The 23,119-nt window shown below is 70.5% G+C and carries 20 protein-coding genes; 13 read left to right on the top strand and 7 right to left on the bottom strand.

Annotated elements, in window-relative coordinates; translation table 11 throughout:
• Nucleotides 1-68: 68 nt before the first annotated feature.
• A complete protein-coding gene (gene ileS / locus AB0H93_RS28425; protein WP_358576408.1) occupies nt 69-3,206 on the bottom strand; it encodes an isoleucine--tRNA ligase in 3,138 nt (1,045 codons plus the stop codon).
• 69 nt (nt 3,207-3,275) lie between these two features.
• Between ileS and AB0H93_RS28430 the strand changes: the two genes are divergently transcribed.
• Nucleotides 3,276-4,187 carry a pseudouridine-5'-phosphate glycosidase gene (locus tag AB0H93_RS28430; protein WP_358576410.1) on the top strand — a complete coding sequence of 304 codons (912 nt, stop codon included), beginning with the start codon at nt 3,276-3,278 and terminating at the stop codon, nt 4,185-4,187.
• Nucleotides 4,188-4,436: 249 nt separating this feature from the next.
• On the top strand, nt 4,437-5,225 hold the full coding sequence (locus tag AB0H93_RS28435) for an IclR family transcriptional regulator (protein ID WP_358576412.1): 789 nt from the start codon (nt 4,437-4,439) through the stop codon (nt 5,223-5,225).
• A gap of 45 nt (nt 5,226-5,270) precedes the next feature.
• On the opposite strand, the gene AB0H93_RS28440 is transcribed toward AB0H93_RS28435, so the two are convergent.
• A complete protein-coding gene (locus AB0H93_RS28440; RefSeq protein WP_358576414.1) occupies nt 5,271-6,053 on the bottom strand; it encodes a class III extradiol ring-cleavage dioxygenase in 783 nt (260 codons plus the stop codon).
• Nucleotides 6,054-6,134: 81 nt separating this feature from the next.
• On the opposite strand from AB0H93_RS28440, the gene AB0H93_RS28445 reads away from it, so the two are divergent.
• Both AB0H93_RS28445 and AB0H93_RS28450 read left to right on the top strand, forming a co-directional pair.
• Nucleotides 6,135-6,596 carry a MarR family transcriptional regulator gene (locus tag AB0H93_RS28445; protein WP_358576416.1) on the top strand — a complete coding sequence of 154 codons (462 nt, stop codon included), beginning with the start codon at nt 6,135-6,137 and terminating at the stop codon, nt 6,594-6,596.
• Between the two features lie 238 nt (nt 6,597-6,834).
• The gene (locus AB0H93_RS28450) at nt 6,835-7,698 is read left to right on the top strand and encodes a fumarylacetoacetate hydrolase family protein (RefSeq protein ID WP_358576418.1); all 864 of its coding nucleotides are present in this window, start codon (nt 6,835-6,837) and stop codon (nt 7,696-7,698) included.
• Between the two features lie 115 nt (nt 7,699-7,813).
• On the opposite strand, the gene AB0H93_RS28455 is transcribed toward AB0H93_RS28450, so the two are convergent.
• The gene (locus tag AB0H93_RS28455; RefSeq protein WP_358576420.1) at nt 7,814-8,404 is read right to left on the bottom strand and encodes a hypothetical protein; all 591 of its coding nucleotides are present in this window, start codon (nt 8,402-8,404) and stop codon (nt 7,814-7,816) included.
• Between the two features lie 543 nt (nt 8,405-8,947).
• Between AB0H93_RS28455 and AB0H93_RS28460 the strand changes: the two genes are divergently transcribed.
• The 3 genes from AB0H93_RS28460 (at nt 8,948) to AB0H93_RS28470 (ending at nt 14,492) form a co-directional block, all read left to right on the top strand.
• On the top strand, nt 8,948-10,021 hold the full coding sequence (locus tag AB0H93_RS28460) for a LysR family transcriptional regulator (RefSeq protein ID WP_132482556.1): 1,074 nt from the start codon (nt 8,948-8,950) through the stop codon (nt 10,019-10,021).
• A 283-nt stretch (nt 10,022-10,304) separates the two neighbouring features.
• Nucleotides 10,305-13,142: a penicillin acylase family protein gene (locus AB0H93_RS28465; RefSeq protein WP_358576422.1), complete on the top strand. Its 2,838-nt coding sequence runs from the start codon at nt 10,305-10,307 to the stop codon at nt 13,140-13,142.
• A 108-nt stretch (nt 13,143-13,250) separates the two neighbouring features.
• Entirely contained in the window at nt 13,251-14,492 is a 1,242-nt protein-coding gene (locus tag AB0H93_RS28470) for a M20 family metallopeptidase (RefSeq protein ID WP_358576424.1), read from the top strand.
• Nucleotides 14,493-14,529: 37 nt separating this feature from the next.
• Here the strand turns inward: AB0H93_RS28470 and AB0H93_RS28475 are convergent, their stop codons facing one another.
• The gene (locus AB0H93_RS28475; RefSeq protein WP_358576464.1) at nt 14,530-15,066 is read right to left on the bottom strand and encodes a DinB family protein; all 537 of its coding nucleotides are present in this window, start codon (nt 15,064-15,066) and stop codon (nt 14,530-14,532) included.
• Between the two features lie 74 nt (nt 15,067-15,140).
• Entirely contained in the window at nt 15,141-15,722 is a 582-nt protein-coding gene (locus AB0H93_RS28480; protein ID WP_358576425.1) for a helix-turn-helix domain-containing protein, read from the bottom strand.
• An 84-nt stretch (nt 15,723-15,806) separates the two neighbouring features.
• Between AB0H93_RS28480 and AB0H93_RS28485 the strand changes: the two genes are divergently transcribed.
• Nucleotides 15,807-16,436, top strand: a complete 630-nt coding sequence (locus AB0H93_RS28485) for an SDR family oxidoreductase (RefSeq protein WP_358576426.1) — start codon at nt 15,807-15,809, stop codon at nt 16,434-16,436.
• A gap of 6 nt (nt 16,437-16,442) precedes the next feature.
• Here AB0H93_RS28485 and AB0H93_RS28490 read toward each other — a convergent pair whose 3' ends face one another.
• Together AB0H93_RS28490 and AB0H93_RS28495 are read right to left on the bottom strand one after the other, a co-directional pair.
• Nucleotides 16,443-17,147, bottom strand: a complete 705-nt coding sequence (locus tag AB0H93_RS28490) for an SdrD B-like domain-containing protein (RefSeq protein ID WP_358576428.1) — start codon at nt 17,145-17,147, stop codon at nt 16,443-16,445.
• Nucleotides 17,148-17,248: 101 nt separating this feature from the next.
• Nucleotides 17,249-17,845 (bottom strand): dihydrofolate reductase family protein, encoded by a 597-nt coding sequence (locus AB0H93_RS28495; RefSeq protein WP_358576429.1) that lies wholly within the window; start codon nt 17,843-17,845, stop codon nt 17,249-17,251.
• Between the two features lie 109 nt (nt 17,846-17,954).
• On the opposite strand from AB0H93_RS28495, the gene AB0H93_RS28500 reads away from it, so the two are divergent.
• From AB0H93_RS28500 to AB0H93_RS28520, 5 genes are all read left to right on the top strand, one after another.
• Nucleotides 17,955-18,449 (top strand): helix-turn-helix domain-containing protein, encoded by a 495-nt coding sequence (locus tag AB0H93_RS28500; RefSeq protein ID WP_358576430.1) that lies wholly within the window; start codon nt 17,955-17,957, stop codon nt 18,447-18,449.
• A 315-nt stretch (nt 18,450-18,764) separates the two neighbouring features.
• On the top strand, nt 18,765-19,685 hold the full coding sequence (locus tag AB0H93_RS28505) for a CoA-transferase (RefSeq protein WP_358576431.1): 921 nt from the start codon (nt 18,765-18,767) through the stop codon (nt 19,683-19,685).
• The gene (locus AB0H93_RS28510; protein WP_358576432.1) at nt 19,682-20,449 is read left to right on the top strand and encodes a CoA-transferase; all 768 of its coding nucleotides are present in this window, start codon (nt 19,682-19,684) and stop codon (nt 20,447-20,449) included. Before AB0H93_RS28505 ends, AB0H93_RS28510 begins: the two co-directional genes overlap by 4 nt.
• 103 nt (nt 20,450-20,552) lie before the next feature.
• Nucleotides 20,553-21,440 carry a LysR family transcriptional regulator gene (locus tag AB0H93_RS28515; protein WP_358576433.1) on the top strand — a complete coding sequence of 296 codons (888 nt, stop codon included), beginning with the start codon at nt 20,553-20,555 and terminating at the stop codon, nt 21,438-21,440.
• A 191-nt stretch (nt 21,441-21,631) separates the two neighbouring features.
• Nucleotides 21,632-22,984, top strand: coding sequence for an MFS transporter (locus tag AB0H93_RS28520; protein WP_358576465.1), 1,353 nt, complete (start codon nt 21,632-21,634; stop codon nt 22,982-22,984).
• The last annotated feature ends 135 nt before the right edge of the window (nt 22,985-23,119 follow it).

The raw sequence follows: 23,119 nt of genomic DNA on the forward strand, positions 1-23,119 counted from the left end.
CCTGGAGGCCCGTCACCCCTCACGACCAGCGGTGGACGAGCCGTGGGCGGTGCGCCGCCCACGGCTCGCTACTCGGAACCGGCCTTGCGCAGCCAGACCGACAGGCCGAGCTCGGCGTCGGAGTGCTCGGTGAAATCCCCGGCGGGAGCGGGGGTTTCGCCGATTTCGACGGCCAGCACGGCGGCGGCGATCTCCCCGGCGTGGGCCTGCAGCGCCTCGCGCAGCTCGCCGGTCGCCCGCCAGCGCAATGCGATCCGGTCGGTGATGTCGAGCCCGTCCCGCTTGCGGCAGTCCTGCACGAAGCGGATCGCCTCGCGGGCCAGCCCCGCGCGCCTGAGCTCCGGCGTGATCGCGGTGTCCAGCGCGATGGTCACCTCGCGCTGCGATTCCACCACCCAGCCGGTGCGCGGCACCTCGCTGATGATCACGTCGTCGCCGGTGAGCGGCTCGGCCTGCCCCTCGACTTCGATCCTGGCCCGGCCCGTCGCACGCAGTTCCCGGGCCAGCTCGGCCGGACTAGCGGCGCCGATGGCCGCCGCGGCCTGCTGCGTGCGGTTGCCGAACCGCTTGCCCAGGGCGCGGAAGTTCGGCTTCACCGACACGTCCAGCACCTCGCCGGCGCCGCCGAGCGGTTCGATGTGCCGCACGTTGAGCTCGTCGGCGAGGTCGGCGAGCAGCTCCGCCGGCAGCGCTGCGCTGACCAGCGCGCGGCTCAACGGCTGACGCACCTTGATGCCGCTGCTCTTGCGCGCCGCGCGGCCCGCCTCGGCCAGCCGGCGCTCGACGTCCACTTCGGACAGCAGGGCGTCGTCGACCAGCGCGGGATCCGGTTCCGGCCAGGTGGCGAGGTGCACCGATTCCGGCGCGCCCGGCCGGCCCGGGCGGACGACGTCCTGCCACACCTGCTCGGTGATGAACGGCACGAACGGCGCGAGCAGCCTGGTCAGCACGTCCAGGCAGTCGTGCAGGGTGCGCAGGGCGTTGCGGTCGCCGTCCCAGAAGCGCTGCCGCGAGCGGCGGACGTACCAGTTCGACAGGTCGTCGACGAACTCCGCCAGCACCCGCCCGGCGCCCGCGGTGTCGTAGTCCTCCAGCCGCGCGTCGACCTCGTCGGCCAGCCGGTTGACCCGCGCGAGCACCCAGCGGTCCAGGACCGGGCGCCCGGCGGGCGGATCGGCGTCCGCCGGGATCCAGTCGATGAGCGAGGCGTATCGGCTGAAGAACGACGCGGTGTTCCAGTACGTCATGAGCACCTTGCGGACGATCTCCTGCAGCGGCCCGTGCCCCACCCGCCGCGCCGACCAGGGCGAACCCGTGCAGAGCATGAACCACCGCAGGGCATCGGCGCCGTGCGCCTCCATCAGCGGCAGCGGTTCCAGCACGTTGCCGAGGTGTTTGCTCATCTTCCGGCCGTCCTCGGCCATGATGTGTCCCAGGCACACGACGTTCTCGTACGCGGAGCGGTCGAACAGCAGCGTGCCGACCGCCATCAGGGTGTAGAACCAGCCGCGGGTCTGGTCGATCGCTTCGCAGATGTACTGCGCCGGATAGCTCTTCGCCAGCTCCGCGACGCTGCCGGGCGCGTGCGGATAACCGAGCTGCGCGAAGGGCATCGAGCCCGAGTCGAACCACGCGTCGACGACCTCGGGCACCCGCGCCGCGGAGCGCCGGCAGGCCGGGCAGGGGAACTCGATCTCGTCCAGGTAGGGGCGGTGCGGGTCGAGGTCGGTGAAGTCCTGGCCGGTCAGCCCGCCGAGCTCGGCGCGGGAACCGATCGCCGTGACGTGACCCTCCGGGCACCGCCACAGCGGCAGCGGCGTGCCCCAGTAGCGGCTGCGCGACAGCGCCCAGTCGACGTTGTTGTCCAGCCAGTTCCCGTAGCGGCCGTGCTTGACGTTCGGCGGGAACCAGTTCGTGCTCTCGTTCTCCCGCTGCAGCGCTTCCCGGATCGCCGTGGTGCGGATGTACCAGGACAGCTGCGCGTAGTACATCAGCGGCGTGTGGCAGCGCCAGCAGTGCGGGTACGGGTGCTCGAAAGTGCTGTAGCGGAACAGCAGATCCCGGTGCTGGAGGTCTTCGACCAGCACCGCGTCGGCGTCCTTGAAGAACATCCCGCCGACCAGCGGGACCTCGGCGGCGAACCGGCCGTCGCCGTCGACCGGGTTCACCACCGGCAGGTCGTTCTCGCGGCAGACGGCGAGGTCGTCGGCGCCGAAGGCGGGCGCCTGGTGCACCAGGCCGGTGCCGTCCTCCGTGGACACGTACTCGGCGAGCACAACGCGGTGCGCGTCCGGGATGTCGACCAGGTCGAACGGTCGCCGGTACCGCAGTCCGGCCAGCTCGGTGCCCCGCAGCGTCGCGAGCACCTCGCCGTCCGCGCCCAGCACCGCCTCGACCAGCGGCGCGGCCACCACGAAGGTGCCGCGCACGGTGCGCACCACCTGGTAGTCGACCTCCGGGTGCACCGCGACCGCGGTGTTGGACACCAGCGTCCACGGCGTGGTCGTCCAGATCAGCAGGTCGGCGTTCCGGTGCCCGGCGACCGGGCCGTCGACCGGGAACCGCACGTAGGCCGAGGGGTCGTGCACGTTCTCGTAGCCCTGCGCCACCTCGTGGTCGGACAGCGTCGTCTCGTCGCGCGGGCAGTACGGGGCCACCCGGTAGTCCTCGACCAGCAGCCCCGCGTCGAAGATCTGCTTCAGCGCCCACCACGCGCTGTCCACGTAGCCCGGCGACATCGTCCAGTAGGCCTCGGACAGGTCGATCCAGTAGCCCATCCGCCGCGTCACGGCCTCGAACTCGCCGACGTAGCGCTGCACCGAATCCCGGCAGCGGGCGTTGAACTCGGCGATGCCGATGCGCTCGATGTCCCGCTTGCCGCTGATGCCGAGCTCCTTCTCGACGGCCAGCTCCACCGGCAGCCCGTGGCAGTCCCAGCCCGCGCGGCGCGGCACGGAGCAGCCCTTCATCGTCTTGAACCGCGGGAAGACGTCCTTGAACGCCCGCGCCTCGACGTGGTGCGTGCCGGGCGTCCCGTTCGCCGTCGGCGGGCCCTCGTAGAACACCCAGCGCGGACCGTCGGCGGACTGGGCGAGGCTGCGCTCGAACACCTCGCGGTCGCGCCACCACTCGATGATGCGCCGCTCCACGGCGGGCAGTTCGATCGAGGGCTCGACCGGCCGAAACGGCGTTTCAGGCTGCTGCATCCCTATATGCTCACACCTTCCCCGGCCGCGGACCGGGGGAAGCTTCCCGGGTGACGGCTGGAGGGTGCGATGTCGCTGCCGGTGGTGTCCGACGAGGTCCGGCGGGCGGTCGCCGAGGGGCGGCCGGTCGTGGCGCTGGAATCGACGATCATCACCCACGGGCTGCCGCGCCCGGACAACGGCGAGGTGGCGCGGGCCGCCGAGCGGCAGATCCGCGCGGCCGGGGCGGTGCCCGCGACGATCGGCGTCGTCGACGGAGTTGCGACGGTCGGCCTGACCGGCGCCCAGCTCGACCGGCTGGCCGGCGACCGCGCCGCGGCGAAGGCGAGCGTTCGGGACCTGCCGGTCGCGGCGGCGAAGCGCCGCAACGCCGGGACCACCGTCGCGGCGACGTCGTTCCTGGCGCACCGCGCGGGTATCCGCGTGTTCGCCACCGGCGGGCTCGGCGGGGTGCACCACGGCGCGGCGACGAGCTTCGACGAATCGGCCGACCTGGTGACCCTGGCCGCCACGCCGCTGGTCGTGGTCAGCGCCGGGGTGAAGTCCATTTTGGACGTCGCCGCCACGCTGGAACGGCTGGAGACGTTGAACATCCCGGTGCTCGGCTACCGGACGTCGCGCTTCCCGGGCTTCTACGTCGCCGATTCCGGCCACGAGATCGAGTACTCGGCCGACACGCCGGAGGAGGTCGCGGCGGCGGTGGCGGCCCGGGACGAGCTGGGCCTGCGCTCGGCGGTGCTGGTGGCCAACCCGGTGCCGGCGGACGAGCAGCTCGACCCGGCCCTGCACGACCGGGCGCTGGCCGAGGCGTGGGAGGAAGCCCGGCGGCAGGGCGTCGGCGGCCACGACATCACGCCGTTCCTGCTCGACCGGATCCGCAGCGCCACCGGCGGGCGCAGCCTGGCGGTCAACATCGCGGTCTACCGGAACAACATCGAGCTGGCCACCGCGATCGCCACCGCCCTCGCCGAGGCGGCCTAGGAGGCGTTTGCGCTGGTCACATGGGCCGTGCGTGTTTTGCGTCGCTATTAGCACGCACACGGCCTCTGTGCCTGCCGGAATGCTGCTCCAGGTGTCGGCCGCGGAACGCCGCGCGGGTGCTGTGGGAGCGGGCGGAGCAGCGGTTTTGGGTCGCTTGGACGAGCTGCGCGGTCTCGGCCAGCCCGCTGTACTGTTCAGTAGGTCGTGCAGGGGTCAGCGCGGCGGCAACGGAGCAGGAGGAAACTCGGCGTGAAGGCGGAATCGGCCACCGCTGAACAGGCGGGCAGTGGGCAGAACGTGGTCAAGTCCGCCGACCGCGCGCTGGTGATCCTGGAACTGCTCTCCCGCGGCCGGCACCGGCTCAGCGACATCGCCGAAATCCTCCGGCTGCCGCTGTCCAGCGTGCACGGCCTGCTCGGCACCCTGGTGCACCGCGGCTTCGCCGAGTTCGACCAGACCACCCGCACCTACGGGCTCGGCCTGAAGGCGTGGACCGTCGGCCAGGGCTACACCGGGCACCGCGACATCGTCGGCCTGGCGCTGCCGCTGATGGAGCAGCTCGCGCAGCAGACGGGCGAGACGGTGCAGCTGTCCCGGCTGGACGGCACCGAGAACGTCTACATCGCCATCGCCGAATCGCCGCAGCCGATGAAGCTGGTGTCCGCGGTCGGCATGCGGCTGCCCGCGCACGCCGTCGGGCTGGGCAAGGCGCTGCTGGCCGGGCTGCCGGGCGACGAGCTGGAGCGCCGGTACCGCAGCGTGCAGCTGGAGCGCTTCACGGAGAACACCGTCACCGAGCCGGCCGAGCTGCTGGCCGAGGTGGAGCAGGCCCGCGTCCGCGGTTACGCCGTCGACGACGAGGAGTACATCATCGGCTGCCGCTGCGTCGCGATGCCGATCCACGACCACTCCGGCGCGGTGGTGGCGGCCATGTCGGTCTCCGCGCCGACGCCGCGCTGCGGGCCGGACTGGACCGACGAGACCCGCGCGCCGCTGTCCACTGTGGTCTCCTCCGTGGAGCAGCAGCTCCGCCGCTGATCAGGCTTCGTGAGTGAGGAAGCCGGCAAGAACCGGCTTCCTCACTCACGAGCCGAACTGGACGGAGCGCTTGGCCAGGCCCCACCAGAAGCCGTCGATGGCGATCTTCTGCCGGTCGAGGTCCGAGCCGGCGGCGCCCAGCGTGACGAACAGCGGGGCGAAGTGCTCCGTGCGCGGGTGCGCCAGGCGGCCCGCCGGGGCCTTGCGCTCGAAGTCGAGCAGCGCGTCGACGTCGCGAGCCTCCAGCGCCTGCTTGCCCCAGTCGTCGAACTCCGTCGACCAGCTCGGGGTGGTCTCGGCGCGCAGCGCCGCGAGGTTGTGGGTGAAGAAGCCGCTGCCCACGATGAGCACGCCTTCGTCGCGCAGCGGTTCGAGCGCCTGGCCGATGCGCATTAGGCGCTCCGGCTCCAGCGTCGGCATGGAGATCTGCAGCACCGGCACGTCGGCGTCGGGGTACATCTCCTTCAGCGGCACGTAGGCGCCGTGGTCGAGCCCGCGCTCCGGGAAGTCCTGCACCGGGGTGTCCGGGCCGCGCAGCAGCGAGCGCACCCGCGCGGCGAGTTCCGGGGCGCCGGGCGCGGCGTACTGGACCGAGTAGTAGTGCTCCGGGAAGCCCCAGAAGTCGTACACCAGCGGCACGGTCGTCGTGGCGCCGATCGCCAGCGGGGCCTCCTCCCAGTGCGCCGAGATGATCAGGATGGCCTTCGGCTTCGGCAGATCCCGCGACCAGGCGGCGAGCTGCCCGGGCCACTGCGGGTCGTCGGCCAGCGGCGGGGCGCCGTGGCTGAGGTAGAGGGCGGGCATCCGGCCCGTCGCCGGAGCGGTCATGGCGATCCTCCTCGTTCGAATTTGAACTACACCTCCGAAGGTACGCCGTTGTTCGAATTTGAACAAGCTAGGCTGGTGGGCATGACGGAACCGCGCTGGCTCGACGCCGAGGAGATGGCCGCCTGGAACGCCTTCCTGGAGGCGAGCAACCTGGTCGCCCGGCGGGTCGAGCAGCAGCTGCGCGAGCAGGCCGGGCTGTCGCACCCGCAGTACGAGATCCTGGTCCGGCTCGCCGCCGAGCCCGACGGCGAGATGCGCATGACCGAGCTCGCCCAGCTGGTGGTGACCTCGAAGAGCGGCCTGACCTACCAGGTCACGCAGCTGGAGAAGGCGGGTCTGGTGCGCCGCCGGACCTGCGACACCGACGACCGCGGCGTCATCGCCGGGCTCACCGACGCCGGCCGGGAGAAGTTGCGCGAGGCCGCGCCCGGGCACGTCGAGCTGGTCCGCGCGAACCTCATCGACGTGCTCAGCCGCGACCAGCTGCGCGCCATCGCGACCGGACTGGGGGCGGTGACCCGCGCGCTCCGCGAGCGGCCTTGACGGCGCGCTCGCGTCCCTGATCAAATTTTCAGGACACCGAAGTCTCTTCTGGTATGTGAAGGCGCATGCCTGCTCGTGGGGTATTGCCTTCTGGACCGGTTCCGTGGAAAGTCTGAGGGCTGCCGTGCCGATGGGCTCGGGGCGCACCGCGTCCCACCCGGCCGCCCGGACGCCGCGGCAGGACCGAAGGAAGTTGCGTGGCGCAGCGCGACCGCCACGCGCATTTCGAAGGAGAGAGATGAAGTTTCTGAGGTTGGGTCCGGTGGGGGCCGAGCGCCCGCACGTGGCGGACGACCAGGGCCGGGTGTTCGAACTGAGCCCGATCACCGACGACATCGACGGGGACTTCCTGGCCGGCGACGGCATCCAGCGGGCCCGTGCGGCGCTGGCCGCCGGCGAACTCCCGGCGGTCGACGACCCCGGCGACGGCACCGGCCTGCGGGTCGGCGCGCCGATCGCGCGGCCGATGGCGGTGCTGTGCATCGGCCAGAACTACGCCGCGCACGCCGCCGAGTCCGGCTCGGCCCCGCCGGAGGTGCCGATCCTGTTCTTCAAGCACCCGAACACGGTCGTCGGGCCGTACGACGAGGTGCTGATCCCGCGCGGTGCCGAGCAGACCGACTGGGAGGTGGAGCTGGGCATCGTGATCGGCCGCCGGGCCCGCTACCTGGACAGCGCGGAGGAGGCGCTCGCCAGCATCGCCGGGTTCGTGGTGTCCAACGACGTGTCCGAGCGGGCGTTCCAGAAGGACCACTCCGGCGGGCAGTGGTCCAAGGGCAAGTGCTGCGAGACGTTCAACCCGGTCGGCCCGTGGCTGGTCCCGGCCGACGAGATCGCCGATCCGCAGGCGCTGCGGCTGCGGACGTTCGTCAACGGCGAGGCGCGGCAGGACTCCAGCACGTCGGACATGATCTTCGGCGTGGCGGAGATCGTCAGGCACCTCTCGCAGTACCTGACGCTGGAGCCGGGCGACCTGGTCAACACCGGCACGCCGGAAGGCGTGGCGCTGTCCGGGAAGTTCCCGTACCTGGCCGCGGGCGACGTGATGGAGCTGGAGATCGACGGTCTCGGCCGCCAGCGCCAGCAGCTCAAGTCGGCCTGAGAGCCGCTCGTAGCAAGAAAGACGGCGACCCGGCACCGAACCCCCTCGGTGCCGGGTCGCCGTCTTCGTGGAACTCCGCTGCGTCGACCCCCAGCGCGACGCTGCTGATTCCAGATCAGGCCGCCAGCTTCCGCGCCTTCGCGTAGCGGTTGTTGGCCGGCAGCCAGCACAGCACGACCGCGATGACCGCGGTCGCCAGGCCGATGTAGCCCATGGTGTTCACCAGCCCCGGGCCGCCGTCGTCGAAGGCCGCCGCCAGGCCACCGATCAGCGACAGGATCGCGAAGATGGTGACCAGCACGCGCGACCAGGTCGAGCCCTTGATCGCGAACAGGGTGAACAGCAGCAGCGGCGCGGCGAAGATGATCAGCAGGAACGCCTTGAAGATCAGCCCGGCGTGCGCGAGCGAGACCATGGTGTCCCACTCGTCAACGGACTTGGCGAGGTCGATGGCCTCCTGGGGGTTGTCGGTGCCCATGGTCTCCATGACCGTGTCGAGGCCGACCAGCGAGGGGTTGTTGATCGCGACGTCGGTCGCGTAGCTGTCGGCGAGGTCGCGGCCGCCTGCGAACAGGTAGATCGCGCCGATCAGGCCGGATAACGCGGAGATCGCGGAGATGACCACCAGCGCCAGCAGCGTGGCGGGCTTCTTCAACGCGGTCTGGACGGGGCCGTCCGCCGGGGGAGCGGTCTGGGAGTACGTCACGGCTGTTTCTCCTTGCCAGGGTTCATGAAAGGGGGGATCGGTGGGGGAATCCGCGGGGCGCGATCACCTCGGCCGGCGGCTGCGGTGCCGCCGGGTGGTCGTGACCCGTTTCCGGGCGGAGCATCCGTCGGGGGAGCCGGTAGCCGTGTCGACCACCGCGCGTCGCTCCCGCTGTCCGACGCGATTTCGCGCAGCGCGGGCCCAAGCGCTGCTGAAACGAGCCTCGTCCGACGCCGCGCCCGGGCAGGGCGCAGCGGTGGTGATGCGCATGGTGCTTCGCGAATCCTCTCCAAGCGGGTTGCGGTGCTCACGCCACCGCAGGGCCCGCGTCCGTGCGAATTGCCCCGAGCTGACCGGTCGGTGCGAACCGAACCGGGCGGTCGTCGAAGGACCGCCGTTGGGGCGAGGCAGATCATTACACCGCGCCGCAACGGATTCCAGCACTTTTCGGAAAAATTCCGCAGATCATTAGTTCTGGCACGCAGATCAGTTCGGCGCACTACACTCCGGCGCGGGAAAGGGATAGAGAGAGGGACGCATGCCGTGCCGTTAGCCGGAACCGCCAGCCTGCCCGCGACCGACCTGCGCAGCCGCCTGCTGCAATCACCGTCCGCTTTGCTGGACACCACAATGGACCAGATGCGGACGCTGGTCCTGGTGCACGAGTTGGGAACGGCGCTGGCAGCGGCGCGTTCGCTCGGGCGCGAGCAGTCCAGCGTGCAGAAGCAGTTGGACACCTTGAACCGGAACTTCACGCAGTTGTGCGGAGAACCGCTCGTCGTCAAGCAGGGGCGCGGGAAGAAGGTGCTGTTCACCGCCTCCGGCGAAGCGTTCGTGGAGATCGCGCGGGACACCTTGGGCGATTGGCTCGACGGGGTGCGCGAAACGCGACGACTTCGTGGCGAAACGGTTACTGTGGGCACCACTCGCTTCACTCTCGGTTTCCTTGCCAATGCGGGTGAACACGTCGCCGAGGAATTCCAGGATCGTGGAATCGATTTGCGCGTCACGCACTTGCGGACCCGAGAGTTGTTGGATGCGTTGCGGACGAAGCAGGCGGACCTCGTCTGCGGCAGCGCGCTGGTGTCCGAGGACGACGCCGTGCTGGCCGAATTCGACGTGATGGAGTGGCGGCGCAGCGGGCTGAGCCTGGTCACCAACTTATCCGGAGAACAGTTGCCGAACCGCGCGTTGCGCGCGAGTGAACTCCACGCGGTGCCGCTGGTGGTTCCGGCGAGCGGGCTGATCTCCGGGTTCCTGCACGGGTGGTTCGGCACCGACTTCCGGGACAAGCTCGACATCGCCGCCGAGATCGACGACGTCCGCTACGGGTTCGACCTGCTGCGCTCGGAACTGCTGCACGGCTGCATGATCGTCACGCAGGGCGTGGGCGAGGCGGCCGGCGACGGGCGGCTGCCCGAAGGCCAGGGCCTGCGCACCATCGAGCTGATCAACGACGTCGGCCCGAAGATGCAGGTGCTGGTGGGCGCCTTCACGCGTCGTGGGGAACGGCAGGGCTACTACGCCGAGCACCCGCTGAACCTGCTCTGGACGGCGCTGGAGCTGGAGAACGCCAAGTGGAAGAGCGGCGAGGTCGCCACCGCCAAGGCGTCCTGACGCAATTTCAATGGAAATCAGAGGTCCGATTTCCATTGAAATTGCGGAAGTTGTCCACAGGTCGGGGGAGTTGTCCACAGGGTCCTGCGGTCGGTGCTGGGTGTCAGTCGGTGCCGGTCGGTGCCGGTCGGTGTCGGTCGGTGCTGGGTGTCGTTGGTTGTCGTTGGTGCTGTCGGGGTTTCGTGCTGGGCCGTTCGGGTCTAGGAGAACGTGAAAGCCTTTCGGTTTTGGTTCGGGGTGGCTAGCGTCCGGACTCGGCGACGACCGACCGAGAGGACCTGGCATGCCGCGAAGTTCGCGCACCCTGGCCGCGCTCAGCGCCGCGGCAGTCGTCGGTTCCCTGGTGCTCGCACCGGCTTCGACCGCCGAGCCGATCCCGGAACCCGCCCCGGACTACTGCCGGGAGCAGTGTCACCACATCCTGCCGCCCGGCCAGAACGGCAACGCGACCTTCGCCGAACTCGTCGCGCACATGCTGCTGGGCACCCGGCCGCCGCACTCCGATGACCAGCTCGCCAAGTACGACCGCCTCGCCGGCGGTTACCGCGAGCTGACGACCGGAACCATCGACGACTTCTTCAACGACAACTCCTTCGGCGTGCGGCCCGACGACGTCGAGCGGACCTACCGGCCGCGCGAGGACGTCACCATCGTCCGGGACAAGACGGCAGGGATCCCGCACATCTACGGCACCACGCGCTCCGGCACCGCCTACGGCGCGGGCTACGCGACCGCCGAGGACAAGCTGTTCCTGATGGACGCGATGCGCCGCGCCGGGCGCGGCGAGGTGACGCCGTTCGCCGGTGGTGCGCCGGCCAACCGCCAGCTGGAGCAGCAGTTCTTCACCGTCTCGCCGTACACCGAGCAGGAGCTGCAGCAGCAGATCGACACCGTCGCGCGGTACGGCGAGCGCGGGCGCCAGGCCCTCGAAGATGCGAAGTCCTATGTGGACGGTATCAACGAGTACATCGAGAAGTCGTACAACGGGCGCTACTTCCCCGGCGAGTACGTCGCCACCGGGCACGTCGACCCGATCACCAACGCCGGCCGGATCGAGCCGTTCAGGCTCACCGACCTGGTCGTCCTGGCGTCGCTGGTCGGCGCCCAGTTCGGCGGTGGCGGCGGCAACGAGGTGCAGAACGCCGTCGCGCGGATGTCGCTGCACGAGCGGTTCGGCCCGGAGCGCGGCGAGCAGATCTGGGCGGCCTTCCGCGCCGAGAACGATCCAGAAGCGATCAGCACCATCCACGATGGACAGTCGTTCCCCTACGGCGGAACGCCGGCGGATCCGCGCGGCGTCGTGCTGCCCGATCCCGGTTCGGTGTCCGCGCAGCAGCTGATCTTCGACCCGACCGGCTCGGCCGTCGAGGCCGCCGAACCGGCCACCCGGGCGGAATCGAGCAACCCGCCACCGGTCACCGACGACCCGGTGGAGAGCCTGCGCGGCATCTTCGACGACGGCGTGGTGCCCGGCGGCATGGGGCAGGCCCGCGGCATGTCCAACGCGCTCGTCGTCTCCGGCGCGCACACCGAGAGCGGCCACCCGGTGGCCGTCTTCGGGCCGCAGACCGGCTACTTCTCGCCGCAGCTGCTGACCCTGCAGGAACTCCAGGGCCCCGGCATCTCGTCGAAGGGCGCGTCCTTCGCCGGGCTGAGCTTCTACACGCTGCTCGGCCGCGGCCAGGACTACGCCTGGAGCGCCACCACCGCATCGCAGGACATGATCGATTCCTACGCCGTCGAGCTGTGCGAACCCGACGGCCGCCCGGCCACGAAGGACTCGAACTTCTACCGCTTCCGCGGCGAATGCCTGCCGATGCAGACCGTCGAGCGCAAGAACGCCTGGCAGCCGAACCTCGGCGACAACACCCCGCAGGGCTCCTACCGCCTGGTGTCCTTCCGCACCCGCTACGGCCCGGTGACGCACCGGGCGACGGTCGACGGGCAGCCGGTGGCGTTCGCGCGGGCCCGCTCGACGTTCCTGCACGAGGTCGACTCGATCATCGGGTTCCAGAAGTTCAACGACCCGGGCGCGATCACCTCGGCGGCGGACTTCCAGCGCGCCGCCCACGACATCAACTACACGTTCAACTGGTTCTACGCCGACGCGACCGACACGGCGTACTTCAACTCCGGGGCGAACGTGGTGCGCAAGCCCGACGTCGACCCGAGCATGCCGATCGCCGGCAACCCGGCGTTCGAGTGGCAGGGCTGGAACCCGGCGGACAACACCGCGGCCTACGCCCCGTTCCACGAGCACCCGAACTCGATCAACCAGGACTACTACATCAGCTGGAACAACAAGCAGGCGCCCGGCACCGCGGGGGCCAAGGCGGAGAAGGGCGCGGTGCAGCGGGGTGACCTGCTCGACCGCCGCGTCGCCGAGCACATCGCGTCGGGCGGCAAGTTCGACCGCGTCACGCTGACGCAGGCGATGGCCGACGCGGGCGTCACCGACCTGCGCGCCGAACGGGTGCTCCCGGACCTGCTGCGGCTCATCGACAGCCAACCGGTCACCGATCCGGAGACCGCGGTGCTGGTCGACCGGCTGCGAGAGTGGCTCGCCGACGGCGGCAGGCGGGTGGAAACCTCGCCGGGCAGCAAGGAGTACGCGCACGCCGAGGCGATAGAGCTGCTCGACGCGTGGTGGCCGCGGCTGGTGCGCGGCGAGTTCGAGCCGGCGGTGGGCGCCGACGCCTACCGGGCGATGACGGACATGATGCAGATCAACGAGTCGCCATCGGGCTGGCAGAACGGCGAGCCCGGCCTGCACGTCGGCCAGGGCCACCAGGGCTCGGCGTTCCAGTTCGGCTGGTTCGGGCAGGTGTCCAAGGACATCCGCGCGGTGCTGGGCGAGCCGGTGCCCGGCGGGTTCGGCGAGCCGCTGTGCGGCGGCGGTGACGCCGGGGCGTGCCGGCAGATGCTGCTGGACACCCTGCGGCAGGCCGCGGAGACCCCGGCGACGGACACCTATCCCGGTGACGCGGACTGCAAGCCCGGCGACCAGTGGTGCGCGGACGCCATCCTGCAGACCAAGATGGGCGGCATCAGCCAGCAGAAGATCAACTGGCAGAACCGTCCGACGTACCAACAGGTCGTTGAGTTCCCGACCCACAGATGAGGGCCTGACCCCGAGGTGCCTTCTCGACGACCGGGTGTGGTGCGGGCGGATGATCGCGCATACCGTGAGGTCCGACGAACGGAGGGCGCTGTGGGCGATCTTGGGACCGTGTTGGGCCGACTCGACGACATCCGGGCTGATCTCACCGAGCTGTACAAGGACCTGCACGCGAACCCGGAGCTGTCCTTCGCCGAGCACCGGACGGCCGCCGAGGTCGCACGCCGGCTGGAGGCGCTGGGCCTGGAGGTCACCACCGAGGTCGGGCGCACCGGCGTGGTCGGCGTGCTCCGCAACGGCGACGGGCCGACGGTGCTGCTGCGCGCGGACTTCGACGCGCTGCCCGTCCTGGAGCAGACCGGCCTCGACTACGCCAGCACCCGCCGCGGCACCGACCCGGACGGCAACGACGTCCCGGTGATGCACGCCTGCGGCCACGACATGCACGTCACCTGCCAGCTCGGCGCGCTGGACCTGCTGGTCGCGGCCCGCGACCGGTGGGCGGGCACGATCGTCGCGGTGTTCCAGCCCGCGGAGGAGATCGGGGCCGGTGCGCAGGCGATGATCGACGACGGCTTCCTCGACCGGTTCCCGAAGCCGGACGTGTGCCTGGGCCAGCACGTCTTCCCGTTCGAGTCGGGGGCGGTCGGCATGATCAGCGGCCCCAGCATGTCCGCCGCCGACGGCCTGAAGGTCACCATGTTCGGGCGCGGCGCGCACGGTTCCCAGCCGCAGAACGCCATCGACCCGGTCGTGATGGCCTCGGCGACCGTGATGCGCCTGCAGACCGTCGTGTCCCGGGAGGTCGCCCCGAGCGACACCGCGGTGGTCACCGTGGGCTCGATCAAGGCGGGCACGAAGGACAACATCATCCCCGACCAGGCCGAACTGCGGGTCAACATCCGCTCCTTCGACGAGCGGGTCCGGGAACACGTGATCGCGGCCGTGCAGCGCATCGTGCGCGCCGAGGCGATCGCCGCCGGGGCCGAGCGCGAGCCGGAGTTCGAGCGGCTCACGGACTTCCCGGTGCTGGTGAACGATCCTGAGGTCACCGGCCGGACGACGGCGGCGCTGCGCAAGGAGCTCGGCGACGGCCAGGTGCAAGAACTGCCGCCGGTGGTCGGCAGCGAGGACGTCGGCCTCTTCGGCACCGCGGCGGGCGTGCCGACCTGCTACTGGTTCTTCGGCGGCACCGACCGGGAGAAGTGGCGGGCGGCGAGGGACGCGGGCACCCTCAACCGGGACATCCCGTCTAACCACTCGCCGTTCTTCGCCCCGGTCGTCGAGCCGACCCTGACGACCGGCGTGACGGCGATGACCACGGCGGCCCTGGAGTGGCTGGCGAAGAGCTGACCGTTCGGCGCGGTTTCCGCGGAAACCGCGCCGAACGTCACGTGCCGGTGGCGCCGTCGATGCGTTCGCGCAGCATGTCGGCGTGGCCGTTGTGGCGGGCGTACTCGGCCAGCAGGTTGAACATGACCCAGCGCAGCGAGATCGGCTCGCCGGTGGAGCGGCGGATGCCGGTGTCGTCCAGCGAGGCGGCCGCGGCGACGATCTCGCGGGACCTCGCGCACTCCGCCCGCCAGGTCTCCAGCGCGGCCGCGAAATCACCGCCCAGGTCGTCGAAGTCCTGGTCCGGATCGTCGTCGGAGTAGTACAGCATCGGCACGTCCTCCTGGGCGAACTGGATGCGGAACCACCACCGCTCGACCCCGGCGAGGTGCCGCACCAGGCCGTGCAGCGAAAGCCCGGAAGGCTCGACGAGCCGGGCGGACAGCTGCGCGGCCGGCACGTCGGCGCACTTCAGGGCCAGGGTTTCCCGGTGCCAATCCAGGAAAGCGTTGAGCGTCTCCAGCTCGCTGCCGGTCCGCGGCGGCTCGGCCCGATCGCCGCCGGCCCACCGAAGCGAAGTGCTGACTGGGATTATTTCCGACACGATGCCCTCCGATCGAAGAACCGAACCTTCCCACCGCCCTCCGACATTCCAGGCCGTTCGGTCGGTCACCGGTGTGGGGTCGGGTCGGTGAGGAGGGCTTCGACCAGGTCGGCCGGGGGCGGGCTGGGTTGGTCGGTGAAGTGGGCGAAGAACGCCGACTGGAGGCAGGCGCCGAGGAGGAGCGCCGCCAGGGCTTCCGGGTTCGCTTCCCGGTCGATCGCTCCCGCTCGCTGCTCGGCCGCGAGGTAGGCCGCGAGCTTCTCGCGCACCACGTTGGGCCCCATGTTCCGCTCCTGCAGCGCGGTTCGGTGGGCCGCCAGCAGGGCCGGTTCGGAGAACAGGGACGCCGCGATCGGGAACGTGTCGGCGTAGAAGTCGATCGCTTCGGCCGCGACCTCCTCCAGCGTTTCCCGCACGGCCCCGCGTCCCGCGCGCTCGTCCAGCGCGGCGAGCAGCTCGTGGATGTTGCTGGGCACGCGTTCCATCAGGACGCCGAGGAACAGGTCGGTCTTGTCGCGGAAGTGCTTGTACAGCGCGGCTTCCGAGTAGCCAGCCTCCTTGGCGATCTCCTTGGTGGTGGCGCGGGCGAGGCCGCGGGTGCGCATCACTTGCGCTGCGGCGTCGAGCATCCGGTCGCGAGTTCCCACGGCGCACCTCTCGTTGACAAGTTGGTGAGTGTTCACCCACCATAATGGTTAGTGAACACTCACCAACTCGATGGGGTGCGGAACATGCGGATCACGATCTTCGGGGCGTCCGGCGGCACCGGGAAGCACCTGCTCGAACAGGCCTGCGCGGCGGGGCACGAGGTCACCGCCGTGGTGCGGGACCCGGCGCGGCTCGCCCACGACCACCCGGGGCTGACCGTGGTGACCGCCGACGTGATGGACCCCGCCGCGATCCGGCCGCACGTGGCCGGCCGGGACGCGGTGATCTCGGCGATCGGCTCGCGCGACCTGAAGCCGACCACCATCCAGACCGACAGCACCAGGAGCATCCTCGACGCGATGGCCGCCGCCGGTGCGCGCCGGTTCCTCGTGGTCAGCAACTGCGGCATGCTCGCCGATGGCGACGGCCCGGTGACCAAGCACGTGGTCAAGCCGATCCTGTGGCGCATCCTCCGGAACCCCTGGACTGACATGGGTCACATGGAGGAGGTCGTCCGGGCCAGCGGCCTGGACTGGACGATCATCCGGCCGCCGCAGCTCACGAACGGCCCGCGCACCGGCCGGTACCGGATGGCGGTCGACCGGAACGTGCGCGGTGCCAAGCGGATCTCGCGGGCGAACGTCGCCGACTGCCTGCTGCGCGAGCTCGCCGATCCGGGCTCGGTGGGCAAGGCGATCGCGGTCGCCAACTGAACCCGGCTACTTCGTGACCAGCCCGATGTCGAGGTTCGGAAACTGGTTGATCTTGCCGTCGGTCAGCGCGACGACGGCGGTGGCGGTGCCGTCGGCCGGGTCGGCGTCGGAGTCGGTCTCCGGCGCGCCGACGTGCTGCGGCGAGAATCCCATGCCCTCGGGCGGGACGAAGCGCAGGACGTAGGTGCTGGTGCCCTGGTTCGGCATCGCGTAGTGCCCGGTGCCGTCGCTGCCGCTGCCCCACCTGCCGATCCAGAACCGGATGTCGGGCAGCAGCGGCTCGTCCGCCTGGCGTTGCCCGTCGGCGTTGAGGTCGTGCCAGGTGACGCCGGTGATGTCGCTGCCGAGCTTGCCGAAGTCGGCGGTGCTGGTGCCGCCGGGGTGCACCTCGACGACGACCTCGTCCGGCGTGGTCATCTGGTAGCTGATCGGGTTGATGCCGACCCGGTACCGGCCAGGCGGCACGCCCGGAATCTCGTACGTGGCATCGGGATTCGTCCCGACCGTCGCCACCCAGCCGCCGTCCAGGTGGTACAGCCCGACCGCGCTGCCGCCGCTCGGTTCGCCGGGCTGCCAGACGCCGTCGGCGTTGCGGTCGAAGTAGTGCAGCCCGCGCACGGTCCCGGTCGGCGGCTCGGCTGCCGCCGGCATCGCCGTTCCCAGCAGCGCCAACGCGCTCGCCGCCACGAAAACCGCGCCTCTTCCCGTCATCACGCCTCCGCTCGCAGTGGGTACCCGTTCTGCGTCGAAGACGCGCTCCGCCCGGTCGCGGTTGCCCGCGCGGCGGCCAGGAGCGCTCACGACTCGCGTTCTCAGCGGCGGACGCGGTAGGTGATGTGCGTGACCAGCGAGGCGGGACGTGCCGAAACCAGTTCCAGGTCCAGCGCGGGCACGCCGTCGAACAGCCGCTCGCCGGCGCCGAGCGCGACGGGGGCGATGTGGGTGCGCAGCTCGTCGATGAGCCCGGCGCCGAGGTACTGGTTGATCGTGGCCGCGCCGCCGGAGATCGCGACATCGCGGTCGCCCGCGGCCTTCCTAGCCTGGTCGAGCGCGGATTCGAGGCCGTCGGTGACGAAGGTGAAGGTGGTGCCGCCGGCCATGGCCAGGGGCTCGCGCGCGTGGTGGGTGAGCACGAAGACCGGGGCGTGGTACGGCGGCTCGTCGCCCCACCAGCCCGTCCAGTCCAGGTCCCACTCGCCGCGGATCGGCCCGAACATGTTGCGCCCCATGATGTAGGCGCCGGCCGCGGTGACCGCGTCCATCTCGGCCTTGTTCTCGTCCCCGGTCTCGAACATCCAGCGGTGCAGCTGGTCGACCGGGCCCTCGCCGAAGGGCTTGTCGTGGCTCTGGCCGGGCCCGGCGACGTACCCGTCGGCCGAAACGGTGATGTCGCAAACCACCTTGGACATGGGTTCTCCCGTGTTCGCGTCCCATCCGATTGCGTTTTGCAACCGGTAGTGGGACCATATACGGAACCGGATGCAGAGTGCAAGCGGTTTCTGATCGAAGGAGGTTTCGGTGAAGGACGAGCGCCGATCCGGATGCCCGATCAACCTCGCCGTCGAGGTGCTCGGCGACAAGTGGTCGCTGGTCGTCATCCGGGACATGATGTTCGGCAACCGCAGGCACTTCCGCGAGCTGCTGAACAACTCCGAGGAAGGCATCGCCTCGAACATCCTCGCGTCGCGGCTGCAGCGCCTCGTCGAGAACGGGCTGGTGTCGAAGGTCGCCGATCCGAGCCACAAGCAGAAGGTGATCTACAGCCTCACCGAGACCGCCATCCAGCTCGTCCCGGTCATGGCGCACCTCGGCGCCTGGGGACGCCGCCACCTGCCGGTGACGCGCGAGCTGGCCATCCGCGCCGAACTGCTCGAACGGGGCGGCCCCGAGCTGTGGGACGAGTTCATGGACGAGTTGCGGGAGCAGCACCTGGGCATCCCGCGGCCGGCCGGAACCGAATCGGTCTTCGCCCGCCTGCGCGCCGCCTACGAGGCGGAACTCGCGCGGGAGTGACGCGGTTCCCGCGCTTGGCGACGTTGTTCAGCGGGCCATGAGCTCGCGCATCCGGGCGCAAGGTGTGTTCGCGGGCGTGCTGCCGCCGGGAACCGCGCTGAGCACAACGGATTTCGACGACCGCGTGAGGTCAAGCAGCCGAGCACCGAGGTGGCGCAGACCGGCGAGGTCCTCGCCGGTCTGGCCATCACGCCCTGACCTCGCCCGTTGATGCCGGTTGGGCATCTATTCCCCACCGAATCGGTATTGGTCCGGGCGCGCGCGAATGTGCAAGGCTCGCAACGTGATTCGGCCAGCTGCAACGGAGGGGCGAACGTGCCGACCGACAAGACACTGAGCCTTGCCGAGGCGATAACCCGGCACGTCCGCGACGGGCAGACGGTGGCGTTGGAGGGCTTCGGCCACCTGGTCCCGACCGCCGCCGCGCACGAGATCATCCGGCAGGGCGTCACCGGCCTGACCCTGGCGCGGATGACCGGCGACACGCTCGTGGACCAGCTGCTCGCGGCCGGGTGCGTGACCAAGCTGATCTCGTCGTTCGTCGGCAACAGCTCCGCCGGGTCGCTGCACGAGCTGCGGCGGCGCATCGAGCACCACGATCCGGAGCCGCTGGAGTTCGAGGAGTACAGCCACGGCGGCATGGTCGCCCGCTACGCCGCCGGCGCGGCCAAGCTGCCGTTCGCGCCGATCCGCTCCTACACCGGCAGCGACCTGGTCGCGCTGAACCCGCTGATCAAGAGCGTCACCGATCCCTACGGCGGCGGCGAGATCCACGTGGTGCCCGCGCTGAACCCGGACGTCTCGATCATCCACGCTCAGCGCGCCGACCGGGCCGGGAACGTGCAGGCCTGGGGCATGCTCGGCGTCCAGCAGGAAGTGGCGTTCGCCGGCGGGTCGGTGATCGTGACCGTCGAAGAGGTCGTCGACGACGACGTGGTCCGCTCCGACCCCAACCGCACCATCGTGCCGTCGCACGTGGTCGACGCCGTGGCGGTGTGCCCGCGCGGCGCGCACCCGGCGCCGGTGCAGGGCTACTACGACCGCGACGACCGGTTCCAGCGGGAGTGGTCGGAACGGGCCCGCGACGCGGCCGCGCTGCGGGCGTGGATCGACCGGCACATCCGCGGCACCGAGGACCACGCCGCGTTCATCGCCAGCCTCGGCGAGGGCTACTGGGACCGGCTGGAGATCGACGAGCAGCTGTCGACGCCGGTCGATTACGGGAGGCGGCGATGACCGACACCACCAGCAGCGAACTCCTCGCGGTGACCGCGGCGCGCGAGCTGGCCCGCCGCCGCGTGGTCTTCGCCGGGCACGGCCTGCCGACCCTGGCGGTCTCGCTGGCCCAGCGCACGGTGTCGCCGGAGATCGAGATCGTCTACGAGTCGGGCGTGACCGGCGCGCACCCGGTGGACCTGCCACAGAGCATCGCCGACTCGATGCTCGTCACCGGCGCCGAGTGCGTGCTGGGCATGCCGCAGCTGTTCAGCTACATCCTGCAGGGACAGCGGATCGACGTCGGATTCCTCGGCGCCGCGCAGATCGACCGGTACGGCGGCCTCAACTCGTCGCTCATCGGGGACTGGGCGAAACCGAAGGCGCGGCTGCCCGGTTCCGGCGGCGCGCTCGAGGTGATGGCCAACGCCGGGGAGATCTTCGTCGTGATGCGCCGGCACACCGCGCGCACGTTCGTCGACGAGCTGGACTTCTGCACCTCGCCCAGTCCGCGCCGGGCCCGCGAGGCGGGTGGCGGCGTGCAGCCGCACGGCAAGGGCGTCACGCGGGTGATCACCGACCTGGGGATCATGGCGCGCGACGGCATCGACGACGAGCTCGAACTGGTCGCGGTGCACCCGGGCGTGACCGCCGAGCAGGTCCGCGCCGCCACCGGCTGGGACCTGAAGGTCGCCGACGATCTGGCGGAGATCGCGCCGCCGTCCGGCGACGAGCTGCGGCTGCTGCGGGACGAACTCGACCCGAACCGCATTTACCTGCGCTGACCTGCATCGATGCCTGCGCCGGGCCTCGCGCCGAGGCCCGGCGCAGGCTTGTCGGTGCTAGAACTACCGGTGCTCGGTCCGCACTCGCACCAGGTAGGTAGCCATGGATCTTCGGCACATCGAGGCCTTCATCGCGGTGGCCGAGGAGCTGCACTTCGGCCGCGCCGCCGAGCGCCTGCACACCACGCAGCCGCCGCTGAGCCGCCAGATCCGCCAGCTGGAGCGGTCCTTGGGCGCGTCGCTGCTGTCCCGCACCACGCGCCGGGTCACGCTCACCCCGGTCGGCGAGGCGTTCCTGCCCGCCGCGCACAAGGTCTTGAAGTCCGTCGAGGAGGCGGCCGCGGTGGCGGCGTCGGCGGCGCACGGCGAGATCGGGACGGTGCGCATCGGCGTCGGCGGCGTCGGGCCGCTGGCGTGCCTGCCGGGCCTGGTGAAGCGGCTCAACGCGGAGAAGCCCGGGATCGAGCTCGTCGTCGTCGGCCAGGTGTACTCGCAGGCGGGGTTCGACATGGTCGCCGACGGCAGCCTCGACCTCGCCTTCGTCCGGTTGCCCGCGGTCCGCGAGGGCGTTTCGACGCGGGTGGTGTTCGACGAACAGCTGATCGTCGCGGTGGCGCCCGACCACCCGCTGGCCGGGGCCGAGTCCGTGGCGCTCGCCGAGCTGGCCGAGGAGCGGTTCATCGCCTACCCGCCCGGCGGCGTGTCCAGCCTCCGTGACCTGATGGTGCACGCCTGCGTGGACGCCGGTTTCACGCCCCGGATCGTCCAGTACGGACCCGAGACGAGCACCATCATGGCGATGGTCGCCGCCGGGCTCGGGGTGACGCTGACCGTCACCTCGGTGATCGACGTGATCAGCAACGTCGTCTTCGTGCCGCTGGCCGGCCGGCCGTACCGGACGCAGGAGGCCATCGCGTGGAGCCAGGAGCACCTCTCCCCGGCGGCAGCGGCGGTCCTGCGGATCGCCGAGGAGGTGCTCCCGACCCCGTGATCGCCCGGAATTGATGTCGGCGGCGTATCAGTCCGCGACAAATCTTGTATTGGACGGGACGAAGTTCCGCCTGCGAGGCTTCTCCTCCAGTGGCAGCAGTCACATCGACCTGTCCTCGACCGCCCGCGGGCGGAGAACCCCTGTGCCGCACGGGGTTTCCTCAGCGTGGAGGAGCGCATCTCTTGAGCACCGTGATTCCCCCGGCCGCGCCGCGCGCGGACGGCGACGAGCTCGTCGTCCCGCCGGCCGACCTGCGCCGCGCGGCCGTGTCCTCGTGGCTCGGTTCCGCCTTGGAGTACATGGACTTCACCCTGTACACCCTGGCGGCGGCGCTGGTGTTCGGCCCGCTGTTCTTCCCCGAGCAGTCCCCGGCGGTGGCGCTGATCGCGAGCTTCGGCGTCTACGGCTCGGGCTTCCTGATCCGCCCGGTGGGCGGGCTGTTCTTCGGCCGGGTCGGTGACCGGCACGGGCGCAAGGTCGTGCTCATCGCCACGCTGGCGATGATGGGCCTGGCCACCGCCGGAATCGGCCTGCTGCCGACCTACGCGCAGATCGGCGTCTGGGCGCCGCTGCTGCTGACCGTGCTGCGCCTGGTCCAGGGCTTCGGCGCGGGCGCGGAGCTCGCCGGCGCGTCGCTGTTGATGGTCGAGTCCGCCCCGAAGCACAAGCGCGGTTTCTTCGGCTCGGTCGTCGCGATGGGCACCAACTCCGGCATCTTCCTGGCGACGGTGCTGTGGTTGTCGCTGTCGCAGATGCCCAAGGAGCAGTTCATGAGCTGGGGCTGGCGGGTGCCGTTCCTGCTGAGCCTGGTGACCACGTTCGTCGCGCTGTACCTGCGGACGTCGGTGAAGGAATCGCCGGTGTTCGAGGAACTGCGCCGCCGTCGCGAGGCGCAGAAGCACGAGGCCGAGCATGGCAGCGTGTGGCGGGACGTCGCGAAGGCGAAGAAGCCGTTCCTGCTGTCGCTGGCCATCCGGGTCTCCGAGAACGGCGCGGTCTACCTGGTCAAGGGCTTCCTGGTCGGCTACACGGCCTCGACGCTCGGCCTCGCGGGCAGCGTCGCGACGACCGGCGTGATGATCGGGACCGTGATCGGTTTCGCGACGGTGCCGCTGTTCGGCAAGCTCAGCGACCGGTACGGCCGCCGGCCGGTCTTCCTGGCGTTCGCGGTGTTCCAGCTGCTGTTCGCGGTGCCGGCGCTGGCGCTGATCCACACGGAGAACCCGGTGATCATCGCGATCGTGTTCGCGGTCTTCGTGGGCGGGCCGCTGCCGAACCTCTACGGCGTGGAATCCCCTTGGCTGGTCGAGATGTTCGGCGCCAAGCACCGCTACACGTTCATGTCGACGGTCAAGGAGGTCGGCGCCGTCCTGTCGGGCGGCCTGGCCCCGATCCTCACCGCCGGGGTGATGGCGGCGGCGGCCCCGGCGTGGTGGCCGATCGCGGTGATCATGCTCGCCTACGCGGCGATCGGCGTCCTCGGAGCCTGGCTGGCCCCGGAGACGAAGGACCGCGACCTGTCGGCGGAAGCCGACGCCTGCTGACCGGCGCGACGATCTCGAACGCCTGAGCCCGGGGTGCCCGTGTTCGTGCAGTTTCAATTGAAACTGCACGAACACGGGCACTCTGCACAAGGCATCACCCTGCGGGGATGCCAGTTTCAATTGAAACTGCACCAC

It is taken from the genome of Saccharopolyspora sp. NPDC050642 (assembly GCF_040654735.1).
Lineage (GTDB): Bacteria > Actinomycetota > Actinomycetes > Mycobacteriales > Pseudonocardiaceae > Saccharopolyspora > Saccharopolyspora elongata.

Excerpts from the sequence above, each read along its gene's own strand:
- AB0H93_RS28445 (WP_358576416.1), top strand. The coding sequence starts at position 6,135 with ATGACGGAACCGCGCTGGCTCGACGCCGAGGAGATGGCCGCCTGGAAC.
- ileS (WP_358576408.1), bottom strand. The coding sequence starts at position 3,206 with ATGCAGCAGCCTGAAACGCCGTTTCGGCCGGTCGAGCCCTCGATCGAA.
- AB0H93_RS28430 (WP_358576410.1), top strand. The coding sequence starts at position 3,276 with ATGTCGCTGCCGGTGGTGTCCGACGAGGTCCGGCGGGCGGTCGCCGAG.
- AB0H93_RS28510 (WP_358576432.1), top strand. The coding sequence starts at position 19,682 with ATGACCGACACCACCAGCAGCGAACTCCTCGCGGTGACCGCGGCGCGC.
- AB0H93_RS28440 (WP_358576414.1), bottom strand. The coding sequence starts at position 6,053 with ATGACCGCTCCGGCGACGGGCCGGATGCCCGCCCTCTACCTCAGCCAC.
- AB0H93_RS28485 (WP_358576426.1), top strand. The coding sequence starts at position 15,807 with ATGCGGATCACGATCTTCGGGGCGTCCGGCGGCACCGGGAAGCACCTG.
- AB0H93_RS28450 (WP_358576418.1), top strand. The coding sequence starts at position 6,835 with ATGAAGTTTCTGAGGTTGGGTCCGGTGGGGGCCGAGCGCCCGCACGTG.
- AB0H93_RS28515 (WP_358576433.1), top strand. The coding sequence starts at position 20,553 with ATGGATCTTCGGCACATCGAGGCCTTCATCGCGGTGGCCGAGGAGCTG.
- AB0H93_RS28490 (WP_358576428.1), bottom strand. The coding sequence starts at position 17,147 with ATGACGGGAAGAGGCGCGGTTTTCGTGGCGGCGAGCGCGTTGGCGCTG.
- AB0H93_RS28495 (WP_358576429.1), bottom strand. The coding sequence starts at position 17,845 with ATGTCCAAGGTGGTTTGCGACATCACCGTTTCGGCCGACGGGTACGTC.
- AB0H93_RS28465 (WP_358576422.1), top strand. The coding sequence starts at position 10,305 with ATGCCGCGAAGTTCGCGCACCCTGGCCGCGCTCAGCGCCGCGGCAGTC.